The 13,395-nt window shown below is 68.7% G+C and carries 11 protein-coding genes and 2 pseudogenes; 7 read left to right on the plus strand and 6 right to left on the minus strand.

Features of this window, described 5'->3' with window-relative positions; all coding sequences use genetic code 11:
* Window positions 1–23 precede the first annotated feature (23 nt).
* From ACFVX4_RS30475 to ACFVX4_RS30485, 3 genes and pseudogenes are all read right to left on the minus strand, one after another.
* On the minus strand, window positions 24–317 hold the full coding sequence (locus ACFVX4_RS30475) for a hypothetical protein (protein WP_389983223.1): 294 nt from the start codon (window positions 315–317) through the stop codon (window positions 24–26).
* 159 nt (window positions 318–476) lie between these two features.
* Window positions 477–677: a transposase gene (locus tag ACFVX4_RS30480; protein WP_389983226.1), complete on the minus strand. Its 201-nt coding sequence runs from the start codon at window positions 675–677 to the stop codon at window positions 477–479.
* Window positions 678–780: 103 nt separating this feature from the next.
* Window positions 781–963 (minus strand): annotated as a pseudogene (locus tag ACFVX4_RS30485) (transposase); the annotation flags it as partial.
* On the opposite strand from ACFVX4_RS30485, the gene ACFVX4_RS30490 reads away from it, so the two are divergent.
* Window positions 925–1,140 (plus strand): hypothetical protein, encoded by a 216-nt coding sequence (locus tag ACFVX4_RS30490; protein ID WP_389983229.1) that lies wholly within the window; start codon window positions 925–927, stop codon window positions 1,138–1,140. The pseudogene ACFVX4_RS30485 and the gene ACFVX4_RS30490 overlap by 39 nt on opposite strands.
* A gap of 38 nt (window positions 1,141–1,178) precedes the next feature.
* Window positions 1,179–1,646 (plus strand): annotated as a pseudogene (locus ACFVX4_RS30495) (transposase); the annotation flags it as partial.
* A gap of 75 nt (window positions 1,647–1,721) precedes the next feature.
* Here ACFVX4_RS30495 and ACFVX4_RS30500 read toward each other — a convergent pair.
* The 3 genes from ACFVX4_RS30500 to ACFVX4_RS30510 form a co-directional block, all read right to left on the minus strand.
* Window positions 1,722–3,584 (minus strand): glycoside hydrolase family 36 protein, encoded by a 1,863-nt coding sequence (locus ACFVX4_RS30500; RefSeq protein ID WP_389983232.1) that lies wholly within the window; start codon window positions 3,582–3,584, stop codon window positions 1,722–1,724.
* Between the two features lie 107 nt (window positions 3,585–3,691).
* Window positions 3,692–4,552, minus strand: coding sequence for an alkaline phosphatase family protein (locus tag ACFVX4_RS30505; RefSeq protein ID WP_389983235.1), 861 nt, complete (start codon window positions 4,550–4,552; stop codon window positions 3,692–3,694).
* A gap of 44 nt (window positions 4,553–4,596) precedes the next feature.
* On the minus strand, window positions 4,597–6,666 hold the full coding sequence (locus tag ACFVX4_RS30510; RefSeq protein WP_389983238.1) for an alpha-galactosidase: 2,070 nt from the start codon (window positions 6,664–6,666) through the stop codon (window positions 4,597–4,599).
* Window positions 6,667–6,870: 204 nt separating this feature from the next.
* Here ACFVX4_RS30510 and ACFVX4_RS30515 point away from each other — a divergent pair, with 204 nt between their 5' ends.
* The 5 genes from ACFVX4_RS30515 (at window position 6,871) to ACFVX4_RS30535 (ending at window position 13,330) form a co-directional block, all read left to right on the plus strand.
* Entirely contained in the window at window positions 6,871–8,028 is a 1,158-nt protein-coding gene (locus tag ACFVX4_RS30515; protein WP_389983241.1) for an ROK family protein, read from the plus strand.
* 141 nt (window positions 8,029–8,169) lie between these two features.
* A complete protein-coding gene (locus tag ACFVX4_RS30520; RefSeq protein WP_389983244.1) occupies window positions 8,170–9,444 on the plus strand; it encodes an ABC transporter substrate-binding protein in 1,275 nt (424 codons plus the stop codon).
* Window positions 9,441–10,433: a carbohydrate ABC transporter permease gene (locus ACFVX4_RS30525; protein ID WP_389983247.1), complete on the plus strand. Its 993-nt coding sequence runs from the start codon at window positions 9,441–9,443 to the stop codon at window positions 10,431–10,433. Before ACFVX4_RS30520 ends, ACFVX4_RS30525 begins: the two co-directional genes overlap by 4 nt.
* 5 nt (window positions 10,434–10,438) lie before the next feature.
* A complete protein-coding gene (locus tag ACFVX4_RS30530) occupies window positions 10,439–11,284 on the plus strand; it encodes a carbohydrate ABC transporter permease (RefSeq protein WP_385339460.1) in 846 nt (281 codons plus the stop codon).
* Between the two features lie 87 nt (window positions 11,285–11,371).
* Entirely contained in the window at window positions 11,372–13,330 is a 1,959-nt protein-coding gene (locus ACFVX4_RS30535) for a glycoside hydrolase family 5 protein (RefSeq protein WP_389983250.1), read from the plus strand.
* Window positions 13,331–13,395 lie beyond the last annotated feature (65 nt).

A 13,395-nucleotide genomic window follows, 5' to 3' on the forward strand; every position in this document is an offset into this window, starting at 1 on the left:
CTCGGCCAGATCAGCCCGATCACCTACGAACAACGATCAACTACGCTGGCCACCGCCGCATGACAACCGGTGTCCACGATCACGGGGAAGGCCCCGTCGGCTCCTGCGGCCATGCCTGCCACGATGCTGGTGACCTTGGCGTCGGCTGCTGCACCCGCACCGTTTGCCGCCCCGGTCAGCATCACCTTCTCCGACACCAGGCGCGAAAGCCCGCACCGTTCGGCCAGCCGCATCACCGGGACCAGCCCGGCATCCGCGATGAGATTCTGATCGTCGAACGCGGCCGACACCGCCGAAGCGGCATGGGAAGATTGCATCTCGCGGGTGCTCTCTTGCTCTGTGGATATGGAACCGTAGGAAGTCCCATCGTCCCAGCTCAGAGGGTATCCGCGCCTTCATGTCCAAGCCCTGGACCGGCTGTTCATCGGTGGATCAAGGCTAAGCTTGACTCTGTCGGGGATCTTGGATGGTTGAGGTCAGGTGCCGAGAGTGCGCCAGGACTTTGACCGGGGGATTCCCTGCTGGTCTAGGAAGGTCTGGAAGGCGGTCGGTGGTCTCGATGGAGAGGTTTCCTCGGCCGCTGACCGGCCGCTGAGTCGTTCGATGTTCACGGCGATGGCCGTGAGTACGTGTTGCAGGTGTGCTTTCGGCTGTCCTCGGTAGCGGCAGCGGCGCATGCCGTGTCCGTGGGCGAACTCGTTGACCGTGCCAATCCACTCCGGAGCGCACCGCGTAGCGGCTCTTCCACTCGGGCGTCTGTTGCTCGGTTCGGACGCGGAGTTCTCGTGGGGGAAAGCCGACGTTGCGGGCGCTCTGGTGGGAGGTGGTGCACTGGGTGCGGACCGGGCAGGGCTGGCATTGGCTCTTGGTGAACCGTGCCACGATCAGCGGGGCCGCGGTGGGCGAGGAAGTCGGGTAGGGGCCGTGCCAGCCCCGGCTGACCTGGCCCTGGGGACAGGTCACCTGCTCGCGGTCGTAATCGATGTGGAAATCGTCCCGGCCGAAGCCCTCGCCCTGGCGGTGCTGTCGGGTGGGGTTTCCCGGCAGTGGTCCGGTGAGGGTGACCTGGTACTGCCGGGCGGCCTGTTCCAGGTGGACCAGCGAGGTGTAGCCGCTGTCGACGAGGTGCTCGGCGGGTAGCAGGCCACGGTGCCGCAGACGGGTGTGGATGCCGGGCGACCTGCGTGGTCCACCTGCTGCGGAACTTCTTCCGCTGTGCCGCCCGCCAGGACCGGGACAAGATCGCGCGTGTCCTCAAGCCCGTCTGCACGGCGGCGACCGAGGTAGCCGCCCTGGAGCGGTTCGCCGACTTCGCCGATGCCTGGGGCAAGAAGTGTCCGGCGGTCGTCCGGCTCCGGGAGAACGCCTGGGAGGAGTTCACCCCGTTCCTCCGCTTCGACACCGAGATCCGCCGCATCGTCTGTACCACGAACGAGATCGAGTCTGTGAACGCCAGGATCCGCCGGGCGGTCAAGGCCCGCGGACACTTCCCGAACGAGACCGCCGCCTTGAAGTGCGTCCACATGGCCATCATGTCCCTGGACCCCACCGGCAAGGGCCAGGCCCGCTGGACCATGCGCTGGAAGGCCCCACTCAACGCGTTCCAGATCGCCTTCGAGGGCCGCCTGACTCCGAGCAGCAACTGACCACTCAACAACCAAGATCAGCCGTTAAATTGACACATCCGCGCGCGGCACACCCCAGGGTATCTGCTGGGGTCATCAGGCAGGAGACGCCGCCCAATGTATGTGTTCCTCTCCTTGTGCGGGGAGGCTGGAGGCCAGGTCAAGGACGCAAAGTCCGGAGGGTGGAACCTCGATCGTGTGGATGCCTGGTGTGAGGGAGAGAGCCGTGGCCTGCTGCAATCGTCCTTGGGCGTCATAGATCTGTGCGCAGACCTGGCGGGGTGGTCCGGAAACGTCGAGGACCATTCGTGAAGCGGTGGAGGCGTTGATGAGGGAGTGGGAGCGCCAGGCCTCGGTGGTGAGGGGCACGACCCTGTCGGTGTAGTTGGTGATGACCCGTTGGTTTGCGTGGGTGGCGGTGACCTGGGGGAAGAGTTCGTCCGGGCGGCCGGGTTCGTAGTGGCCGGAGGTGAGGACGGGAGCCAGGCGACGCCAGGTGGCGAGCCAGAACGCGAGGGTCTCGCGGTGGTTCGGGGAGAGCCGGGTGAGGCGAACGGAGATCTGCGGCACGGAGTGCAGGGCCCCGTGGAAGTGGCGGGCCAGGTTTTCCGGTGTTGCCTGCGGATCCCACATCAACATGTCGGAGTGGACTGCTCCGCCGGGTGCGAGCAGCGCGATGTCCAGCGTCCGGATGCGGTTGGCGACGGGATCGGCCGGGCAGTCGGTGGCGCGCAGTGCGTTGCCGAGTGCGTTCATGGCCGGCCCGGTGTAGGGCTGGCGCAGCTCGATGACGAACTGGTCGCCGCGCAGGGCCCGCAGGGCGTCGCGGATATCGGCGAGCAGCGCGGCCATCGCCTCTCCGATGTCCGGAATGTAACCGGGGGCAGGCTGGTCGGGTGCGGGGACTGCGGCGTAGGCCATGGCCTCGTCGAGGAAGTCGATCTTCAGGCCGTCGAGTCGGTACGTGTCGACCAGGGTGCGGCAGGTGTCTGCGATGTGTGCGCGCACGTCGGTGTGGCGGGGGTCGAGGATGTGGCAGTCGAGGTGCGGGACGTGGTGTGGCGCGTACGCTGCCCAGGCTGGGTAGGCGGAGGAGTGTTCTCCCAGGAGGAGCGGGGCGATCCAGGCGGTGTAGTGCAGTCCGGTACGGCGAACGGTACTGATGTGGGCGCGGAAGTCGGGGAACTTGACGGGGTCCGGTTGCCAGTCGCCGCAGCCCGCGTAGCCGCGGCCGTTGCCGTGCAGTTGCCACCCGTCGTCCAGGAACAGCTGGCCGCAGCCGAGGGCGGCGGCGAGGGCGGCCTCCTCCTCGACCTCGGCCGCGGTCACGTCCTGGGTGAAGGCGTACCAGGTCGAGTAGACGGGCGTCCGGGCGAAGTCCGGAACGGGCAGCGGCTCTCCGTCGGGCAGGCCGGCGAGCCACTGGCGGAGCCGACGGAGGGCGGCAGCCATGGCGGTGCCCGGCGCGGAGATGCGGACTCGGCAGGTCTGCCCGGCGGCGAGGGAGAGGCGCAGCCACACGCCGAAGCGCTTGCGCTCCTCGGAAACACCGAAGCGGATCCAGGTCTCCTGGACGGTGCGGTTGGTGGCGAGAGCGAGCAGACTGCGACCGGCGGTGTCATAGAGGCAGCCGACGGGTGCGGATCGTACGAGTGACAGGCCGCGCCATGCCGACCAGTCGGCGGGCAGGGTGCGCTCCCAGCCGGCGTCGGGGTGCCAGAAGCCCACGGCGTCGCCCAGTGGGACGTCCAGGCGCAGAGTCACGGTGCCGTCCGCCGTTGCCGTGACAAGAGCCTCGGTTCCGGCAGCGTCGTCGTGCGACAGGGCCAGGGTGGCGCTGTCGGCGAGGGTACGCAGGCTGATTCGTGTGTTGCCCACATCGAGGGTGTTCGCGCCGTCTTCCCACTGGCCGGGGTCGAAGGCGGCCAAGTCGATGGAGTCGAGGGACGTGGTATCCACGGAGGGGGCCTCTCTGCGGGACGCGAGTGGGGCGTCCTTGTGGTTGGCTGCCGCGCCTTGGGGGCGCCGGCCGGCGGTTTCCGCCGGCCAGCGGTTTCCTGCCGGCGTCAGGCGGTCTGCGGCGTGAGGGAGTGGAAGGGCCGTCCGTCGAGCGTCCAGTGCAGGTCGGGCGTGATACCCAGGGCGGCGTAGACGTGGGCGGCGACATCGGCGTGGCGGAGGCTGTCCGGTGGGGTGGCGGAGGCGATGCCGGGGCCGTTCGCAGCGATCCAGGCGGTGCGCTCCAAAGTGCTGCGACCGCCGTGGCCGCCTTCGTCGCGGTGGCCGTGGTCGGTCACCACGATGATGGTCCACTCCTCGGACCGGGCGTCGGGACGTTCACGTACGGCGGTGAGAAGCTGTCCGAGTTGCCGGTCGGCGGTCTCGATCGCGCTTCGGTACTCGGCTCCGCAGGCGAGGAAGTGGGCGGTCTCGTCGACAGCGCCGAGGTAGACGAAGGAGGCGTCGAGGTCTTCGCCGGAGCTGAGAACTCTTGCGGCTTCGTCGGTCACGCTCTGGTCGCATTCCTCCCAGCCCTGCGGGGTGTCCTCGCGCGGGGCGATGTAGGCGAGCCTGCTCGGGGCCGCGAAGACGGGGCCGCCCTGCCGGGCCAGGAACAGGGGTTCCCAACCGCCGGCCGCGAAGGTCCGAAGTCCCTGCTCGGCGGCCAGCCGCGTGGTGAAGTCGGGGAACACCCCAAGCCGGTTCCCGGTGAAGTTGTTGCCCCAGACTCCGTGCTTGGCCACGCCGACACCGGTGACGATCGTGGTCCAGCAGGGGCCCGACATGGTCGGTGTGTCGTCATCGATGTGGACGGGCGCGAGGAAGCCGGCGTTCGCGAGTTCGTCGAGGTTGGGCGTTTCCAGCATCGGCAGCAGATCGAGGCGGACGCCGTCGATTCCGACGACCAGGACGCGGGGTGTGGGCATGTTCTCGGTTCCTTCGTGGGTCGGGCAGAGAAGGGGAGCGGGGGTCAGACGGTGCGGCGCAGCCGGATCAGGCGGCTGGCGTAGTCGCCGGCGGGTAGCCGCAGGTCGATGCCCCGGCGGGTCAGGACGGCGCCGCTGTGGGTGATGCCCTCGTCGATGTCGAGGTAGTGGGCCGTGGCGTCCAGGGCCGGCAGGGCGAGCCCGGGGGCCTGGTGGCCGAAGCGGGTTGCGGGGCGCCAGGCGAGGACGGCGTGTTCGGTGTCGTCCTGGGCCACATAATGCACGGCTGTCACTCCGTCGGGGCCGTGGAGGCGGTACTGGCGGCCGTGCTGGACCAGGGGGCGGATCTGCTTGTAGCGGCTGACGAGCGCGGTGGCCTCGTCGAGCTCCTCCTCGGACCAGGCGGTGAGATCCCCGCCGAGGCCTAGCGCTCCGGCCATGGCGACATGGAAACGGAACCGGAGAGGGGTGGTGCGGCCGGTGGTGACGTTGGGGTTGTCGGTCACCCAGGCCGCCATGGCCTGAGCGGGGAAGAGCTGGCTGAAGCCGTGCTGGATGCTGATCCGGTCGACGGGATCGGTGTTGTCGGAAGTCCAGGCCTGGTCGGTGCGGGCGAGGACGCCGAGGTCGGCCCGTCCGCCGCCGCCCGCGCAGGCCTCGATGCGAAGGCCGGGGTGGTCGGCGCGGAGGCGGTCCATGATCCGGTATACGGCGCGGGTGTGGTCGATCCACAGCCGGTCGGGGTCCGGATGGCCGGCCCATCCGGCTTCGGTGACGACCCGGTTGGCATCCCACTTGAACCAGTCGACGTCGTGGTCGCGCACCAACTGGTCCAGGGTCCGATGGGCCCAGGCCTCGACGTCAGGACGGGCGAAGTTCAGCATGAGCTGGTTGCGTAGTTCGGTCGCGTCCCGAGTCGCCGCATGGATGACCCAGTCGGGATGGGCACGGTAGAGGTCGCTGTCGCGGTTGACCATTTCCGGCTCCACCCACAGCCCGAACGCCATGCCCAGGCGGTGCACTTCGTCGGCCAGTGGGCGGAGCCCGTCGGGGAATGCCTCGGGCCGGGGTGTCCAGTCGCCGAGGCCCGCCCGGTCGCTGGTACGGCTGCCGAACCATCCGTCGTCGAGGACGAAGAGTTCGGCGCCCAGACGCGCGGCCAGCCGGGCCAGGTGCAGCTGGCCGGGCTGGCCGACGTCGAAGCCGGTGGCTTCCCACGAGTTGTAGACGACGGGCCGGTCCTGGTCGGGGGCGGGCAGGACGCTTGTGCGGATGTGGGTGTGCCAGGCGCGGCTGGCGGCGCCGAAACCGTCGGGGGTGTAGAGGCCGGCGAAGACGGGTGTGTGCAGGCTCTGGCCGGGCCGGATCGTCCAGCTGAGTCCTTCGTGGCCGAAGCCGCCGGTCCAGGTGGTCCGGCCGACCGGGTCGCGGTGCACGGTGATGCGCCAGCTTCCGCTCCAGGCCAGGGCGGTGCTCCAGACCTCGCCGCGTTCCTCGTCGGCGGTGCCGTCATCGAGGGCGAGCCAGGGGTTGGCGTGGTGGCTGGTGACGCCGCGGCGGCTGGTGAGCACGGTCTCGGCGACCGGAAGCCGGTCGCGCTGTAGCTGGAACTCGCTGTTCCAGCCGCCCACGAGGTGGCTGAGCCGGTAGTCGGGCAGTGCCGGCAGCGTCCAGGAGGCCGAGTCCAGCCGGTCGACGGTGATGGGACCCGAGTCGTCGGCTCCGGTGTGGGCGAGTTCCACCCAGCGCTCGATGACGTCACTGCCGGGGCGGACGCGGTAGCCCAGTTCGGCGGCCAACGGGTAGCGGCGGTCGGTCAGTTGCAGACGGAGTTCTCCGTCCCGGATCGTGTGGCCGGTAAAGGACCACTGGGCACCCCGGGTGCCGTCGGCGAACCGCACCTGGAGGCCGGCCGGCCCGAACCGAGCACCGGTCTGCGGGGCCAATTCGTCCGGGGTGGGGTCTGTCTCGAAGCTGCTCGCGGCAGGTGAGGCGGCTGCGGGCAGTCCACAGAGGGCGTCGGTGTCGAGCGTTTCCCCCCAGTGCAGATGCCGGGGGCTGCCGTCCGCGCCGATGCGCACGGCGTAGACGCTGTTCGGGGTCCGCAGGACCACCAGCCCGCGTGTGGGGTCGAAGGAAACGGATGAGGGCGTGGGAGGCACAGGAGGTCCCGAGGGGTGTCGAGCGTCGGTGAGGACCCGGGCAAACGGGAACGCCGAATGACGTTTGAAGTGGCCGGAGTTGGGCCAGAGCGTAGGGCCGCTCGAACGAGAAAATCAATACTGGACGAAGTTATTTATTTATCGTAGGTTGCCGCCGTGTTTCCAAACCACTCGCGACCACTGGTGACGGCACCGGCCGAAACCGCCATCCTTGCCCTGCTGTTGGCCGAAAGCCCGCTCAGTCGGGTGGAGCTGGCCCGCCGGACAGGTCTGTCCTCGACCGCTGTGACCAAGGCCGCGCGACCACTCATCGACGACGGCTACCTGCACGAACTTCCCCCGGAGCGCACCGCTCCAGGGGCCGGACGCCCCGTGAACCCGCTGGCCGTCACTCCCGACCGGGAGTTCGTCGTCGGTGTGAAGATCAGTGCCGACACCCTCTACGGCGCGGTCTGCGACCTGCGGGCCCGGATGCGCACCACCGCCAGCCGGCCGCTGGGCGACCGCGACCCGGCCGCCGTGTGTGCGCTCCTGGCCGACCTCGTCTCCGAACTTCTTGACGTGAAACCCGAGTACCGGGCCCGCACCCGGCACCTGGGCATCGCGGTCTCCGGCGACGTGGACCGTCCCTGCGGACGTGTCCGCTACTCTGTGCTTCCCAGTTGGCGCGACGTGCCGCTGGCCGAGACCGTCGCCGCGGCGACCGGCCTGACCGTCACCGTGGAGAACGACGTCAAGGCCATCACCGCCGCCGAGCACTGGTTCGGCGAGGGCATCGGTACCGAGTACTTCGCGCTGGTCACCATCGGAGCGGGGATCGGTTCCGGGATCGTCATCAACGGTGAGCTGGTCGCCGGCGCGTACGGCGTCGCCGGAGAGATGGGGCACATCAGCATCGACCCGGCCGGGCCACGGTGCCACTGCGGCCAGGTCGGCTGCGTCGAGGCCATCGCCTCCAGCGACGCCGTCCTCGCCGCCATCCGCTGCGCCACCGACGACCCGGACCTGGACTTCGACGGCGCCGTTCAGCTCGCCCGTGGTGGAGACCCCGCCGCACAGGGCGTCTTCGCGAGGGCGGGCCACGCCATCGGCGTCGGCATCGCCACCCTTGTGAACCTCGTAGGTCCTGAGCGTGTCGTCGTCACAGGCGAGGGGCTCGACACCTACGACCTTTTCGGAATGCACATCAGGGACGCCTACGAAGCGCACTGTTTCAAAGCAGCGGCGAAATGCCCGCTGACCCTGCGTCCGCTCCCCTGGGAGGAGTGGGCCCGCGGCGCCGCCGTCGTCGGCATCCAGGCCCTCTTCCCCTGAACGAGCGTCACCATCCTGTTCGCCGGTCCAAGCTTCCGGCGCAACCGATGTCCATCACCGTCTGCCAACTGTGAATGCCGGACACCGGCTGCGCCGGACAACAACACGTACACCCAACCCTCTCAACCTGAAGGATGCGAAGTGAGCGCACGGAGCTCCAAGCTTAGCCGCAGAGGATTCCTCGGCGGATCCATCCTGTTCGTCGCCGGAGCGGCGGTCGGCTGCAGTACGGACCCGGCCGGCGGTGGCTCCACCGGGGCGAAGACCACCCTGAACGTCTGGTCCCACGCCTACGGCGAGGCCGGCACCCAGCAGGCCCTCACCCGCTATGCCACCGCGTACACCAAGGCCAACCCGGACATCGCGGTCAAGGTCACCTGGACCCCGGGCGACTACAGCAGCAAGCTCTACGCGACCCTGCTCACCGACGCCGCCCCGGACGTCTTCGAGATCGGCGACTTCAACGAGAGCTTCGCCCGGCAGGGCCAGATAGCCCAGCTGGACGACATCTACGGCAGCGCCAAGTCCGACTTCAACCCGGGCGCCCGCGAGATGGTGACCGTCGACGGCAAGCTCTACGGCGTCAAGACGCTCGACGACGTCATGATGCTCTACTTCCGCAAGAGCGTGCTGTCCAAGGCCGGCATCACCCCGCCCGACAGCTTCGACGCGCTCGCCGATGCGGCCAAGGCCCTGAGCTCCAAGAAGACCAAGGGTCTGTTCGTCGGCCAGGACGGCCTGGGCGACAGCGCCATCCTGTCCGTGTTCTCCAACGGCGGCGACCTCGTCACCGACGGCGGCAAGGCGGGCTTCGGCTCCCCCCAGGCCGCCGAGGCCGTGGCCGGGCTCAAGCGCCTTCACGACGACCGGTCCCTGCTGCTCGGTTTCACCACCGACTGGTGGGATCCCGCCGCCCTCACCCAGAACGTCGTCCCGATGCAGTGGGGCGGCCTCTGGTCGATGCCCGCCATCAAGACCGCGCTCGGCGACGACTTCGGCGTCCTGCCGTGGCCCGCCTTCAAGCCCGGCGGCAAGCCCGTGGTGCGCGTCGGCGGCTGGAGCACCTGCGTCAACGCCAAGGGCAAGAACGTGGACGCGGCCAAGAAGTTCGTCCAGTGGCTCTGGATCCAGCAGACCGACCTCCAGACGGACTGGTCGCAGAGCTACGGCCTCCACATCCCGCCGCGCACGTCCGTCGCCGCCACCGCCGACAAGCTCACCCAGGGGCCCGCCAAGGAGACCGTCGAGCTGGCCGCCAAGTACGGCAGGAACAACCCCAGCACCTGGAACAGTGCTGTGAGCTCCCTGTTCACCGCGGCTGCGGCGAAGATCGTCAGCGGGAAGGGCGATGCGCAGAGTCTCCTGGCCGACGCGGCCAAGAAGGCCCAGGGCGAGATCGACAAGCAGCGCGCATGATGAAGTCCGCACCTCCACCCACGCTTCACCACGAGCGTGTCGGGTGCCCCGCGTCCGAGCCGCGGGGCACCGCCCCCGTCCGCCGTTCCCGCCCGGACTGGCGTGCCTGGGGAGCGTTCGCACTGCTCGCCGGGCCCCTGCTGATCGGCCTGGGCCTCTTCAAGTACGTCGCCATCGGCTGGAGCTTCCTGCTCAGCCTCAGTGAGGCCCGCGGCAGCATCGCCCTGGGGCACTGGGTCGGCCTGGACAACTACCAGGCGCTGCTCTCCGATGCGGTGTTCCGCAAGTCGCTCGGCCAGATCCTGCTGTTCACGGTGTTCATCGTGCCGGTGACGTTCGCCGCCTCGCTGGGACTGGCGCTGCTGGTGCACCGGATCCGGCGCGGCCGGGCCGTGCTGCGCACTGCCTTCCTGATCCCGGCCGCCGTCTCCTACGTCGCAGCCTCCCTGCTGTGGAAGATGAGCCTGTTCAACGGGCTGCCGAGCGGCATCGCCAACACGATCGGCGGATGGTTCGGCATGGATGCCGTCCCATGGCTGCAGACCACCTCGCCACCGCTGTACTGGGTCGTCCTCGTCACCCTCCGCCTCTGGCTCCAGGTCGGCTTCTACATGGTGCTCTTCCTGGCCGGGCTCCAGGCCATCCCCAAGGAGATGTACGAGGCCGCCGCCCTCGACGGCGCCACCGGCCTGCGCCTGTTGCGCAGGATCACCCTGCCGATGCTGCGCAACACCTCGGTGGCCGTCCTGATGCTGCAGTTCATCGCCGCCTTCCAGGCGTTCGACGAGTTCTACAACCTGTTCAACAGCGGGCTGTCCGGGTCGGCCGCGGCCCCGATCCGAACCCCCCTGGGCTACCTCTACGACACCGCGATGGGCTCCCAGAACTACGGCCTCGGATCGGCCGGAGCCTTCGTACTCACCGCCCTCATCGTCGGTGTGACCCTGGTCCAGGGCCGGCTCACCGGCTTCGGCAAGGGTGAGGAGTGAGCAACATGACAACAACACGACAGCTGCCACAGGTAGTACGCCGATCCGTGCGCGGCCTGCTGGCCGGCCTGCTGACGGCGGTGTTCCTGGCGCCCTTCTACCTGATGCTGCGCAACGCGCTGATGGACACGCAGGGCCTGACGTCACCGGACTGGACCTGGTGGCCGTCGACGATGCACTGGGAGAACTTCACCTCGCTCTTCAGCGACCCCACCCTGCACATGGGCCAGGCCCTCGGCAACTCGTTGCTGATCGCCGCGATCACCGCCCCGGTGTCGACGCTCCTCGCCTCGGCCGCCGGATACGCCCTCGCGCGCATCCCGGTACCCGGACGCGGCGTCCTGCTCGCCCTGGTGATGGCCACGCTGATGATCCCCGGCTCGGTGACGTTCGTCCCCACCTTCGTCGTCGTGGGCTCCATGGGCGGGGTCAACACTCTGTGGGGAATCATCGCACCCGGGCTGTTCAACCCCTTCGCCGTCCTGCTCTTCCGTAACTTCTACCTCCAGTTCCCCAGCGAGATCGAGGAGGCCGGACGCCTGGACGGGCTCGGCTGGCTCGGCCTCTACCGCCGGATCGCGTTGCCGTCGTCCGGAGCGATGCTCGCCTCGCTCGGCGCGCTCGCCTTCATCGACAGCTGGAACGCCTTCCTGTGGCCGCTGGTCATCGGCCAGGACCCGTCCGCGTGGACGGCCCAGATCGCCCTGTCGACGTTCCTCACCTCACAGACCATCAACCTGCCCGGCCTGTTCGCCGGAGCCGTCGTGACCATCGCCCCACTGGTGGCCATGTTCCTGGTCGCCCAGCGCTACATCGTCGAAGGCATCGCCACCAGCGGCCTCAAGGGCTGAGCCGCACCTGACTCCGGACCACCGGTCCGGGCCGCACCACCTGAAGATCCAACCCCCACACCCACCCCACCCTTGGAGGGGACAAGCATGAGATCCGACAGGTCGGCTCCCGCCGTCAGGAGATTCTTCTCCCGAATCCTGCCTGCCACGGCAGCCGCGGTCACCCTCGTTCTCGCGGGAACCACCGGCTCCGCCGCAGCGGCCCCCAGCGCCGCCAGCGCCACCACTCCAATGACCGGACCGCAGTTGGCAGCCTCCTGGACGGCGCCGCTGAGTACCCGCGGGCGGTACATCGTCGATGCCAACGGCAACCGCTTCAAGCTGAAGGCCGGCAACTGGGCCGGTGCCCAGGGCACCTGGGAGGGAAGCGGCGACGTCAACGACCCCGCGAACCACCAGGCGGACCAGATGTCGCACAACATCCCGCTGGGCCTGGACCGCGCCCCGCTGACGCAGATCATGGCCGACTTCCACGAACTCGGGCTGAACAGCATCCGGCTGCCGTTCGCCAACGCGATGATGCGCGACACCACGGTCCTACCGGACTCCGCGGTCGCGGCCAACCCGCAGCTGAAGGGCAAGACCCCGCTGCAGGTGTTCGATGCGGTGGTGGCGGCCCTGACCGCCGAGGGGTTCGCGGTCATCCTCAACAACCACACCACCTCCTACCGCTTCTGCTGCGGCCTGGACGGTAACGAACGCTGGAACAGCGGACAGTCCGCCCAGCAGTGGCAGGACGACTGGCTCTTCCTGGTGAACCGCTACAAGGCGAACAAGCGTGTCGTCGGCGCCGACCTGCGCAACGAGATCCGTCGCGACACCTGGGACGACCCCAACTGGGGCTGGGGTGACGACCACGACACATACGCGGCCTTCGAGCTGGCGGGCACCCGCATCCTGCAAGCCGACCCCGACATGCTGGTCGTCATGGAGGGCATCAACTGGTACGGCATCCCGCTGGACGGGCTGAACTACGGCAGGCCGATGCTGACGCCGGTCCGTGAACTCTCCAACACCCTGATCACCTCGGGGAAGCTGGTCTACGCCGCGCACTTCTACGGCTACACCGGGCCGAACTACACGGGTGCCGACAGCGGACCGGGGCACACCAACGACTGGCCGTACGAGGACTTCCCGCTCGACAAGCTGAAGCAACTGGTACACGACGAGGCCCTGTTCGTCACCCAGTCCGGCCAGCACTTCACCGCCCCCGTCTGGATCAGCGAGTTCGGTGCCGCCGGCCGGGGGTCGGACGACACCAAGGAGAAGACCTGGTTCGACAACTTCACCGACATCCTGGTCGAGAACGACACCGACTTCGCCATCTGGCCGCTGGTCGGATGGACCGGAGCCAACGGCGCGCCGCAGGACACCTGGGCCCTGATCTCCTACGACACCGCCGGCAAACGACAGAGCCTCAGCGACTCCGGTGACTGGCGGTCCGCCGACTGGAACAAGCTGGTCAACGCCTCGGGCTTCTCCGGTCCGGTCGCACAGGTCAACCACTGGAACATGCTCAACCTCGACTTCCGCGACCACAACGTCTCCTCCCGCATGCTCGCCCAGGGCGACTGGAGCCCCGGCTACCGCAAGGGCAACTGCCCCGACAGCCAGCGCCTGACCGGCCTCGGCCGCAGCGACAAGCGCGGCCTGTGCACCGACGCGAACCAGCCCGCCAAGGGAGCCGGTGACTGGGTGGCCGTCCATGACGAGCGCTACGTCACCCACGGCGAATGGGCCTCGGGCTACAACAAACTCCAGTGCCCCGACAACACCTTCGCCGTCGGCTACAGCGTCAACGGCAACTCCATGGCCGGTCTGCTCTGCGCGCCGTCCGCCGCACCGCTGCCGCTGAACGGCCGCAACGCCTGGTTCGACCAGGGCAACAACCGCCCGGCCACCGGCGGCTCGGTCGAAAGCGACTGGGCTCCCGGCTACTACAAGGGTCAGTGCGCCGACAACGAGTACGTCGCCGGCGTCGCCTTCACCTGGAAGTGGAACCACGGCGGAGTCCCCGACGCACTGCTCTGCCGTCCGCTGAGCTGACCCACCTCCCTCAGTTCCATCAGTTCCACTAGTTCCATCAGTTCCATCAGTTCCATCATCGAGGA

It is taken from the genome of Streptomyces sp. NPDC058240 (genome assembly GCF_042882135.1).
Taxonomy (GTDB): Bacteria; Actinomycetota; Actinomycetes; order Streptomycetales; family Streptomycetaceae; genus Streptomyces.

Bases quoted from the DNA above. Each gene is read 5' to 3' on its own strand.
- ACFVX4_RS30475 (WP_389983223.1), bottom strand. From the start codon at position 317: ATGCAATCTTCCCATGCCGCTTCGGCGGTGTCGGCCGCGTTCGACGAT.
- ACFVX4_RS30480 (WP_389983226.1), bottom strand. From the start codon at position 677: ATGCGCCGCTGCCGCTACCGAGGACAGCCGAAAGCACACCTGCAACAC.
- ACFVX4_RS30505 (WP_389983235.1), bottom strand. From the start codon at position 4,552: ATGCCCACACCCCGCGTCCTGGTCGTCGGAATCGACGGCGTCCGCCTC.
- ACFVX4_RS30525 (WP_389983247.1), top strand. From the start codon at position 9,441: ATGATGAAGTCCGCACCTCCACCCACGCTTCACCACGAGCGTGTCGGG.
- ACFVX4_RS30530 (WP_385339460.1), top strand. From the start codon at position 10,439: ATGACAACAACACGACAGCTGCCACAGGTAGTACGCCGATCCGTGCGC.
- ACFVX4_RS30535 (WP_389983250.1), top strand. From the start codon at position 11,372: ATGAGATCCGACAGGTCGGCTCCCGCCGTCAGGAGATTCTTCTCCCGA.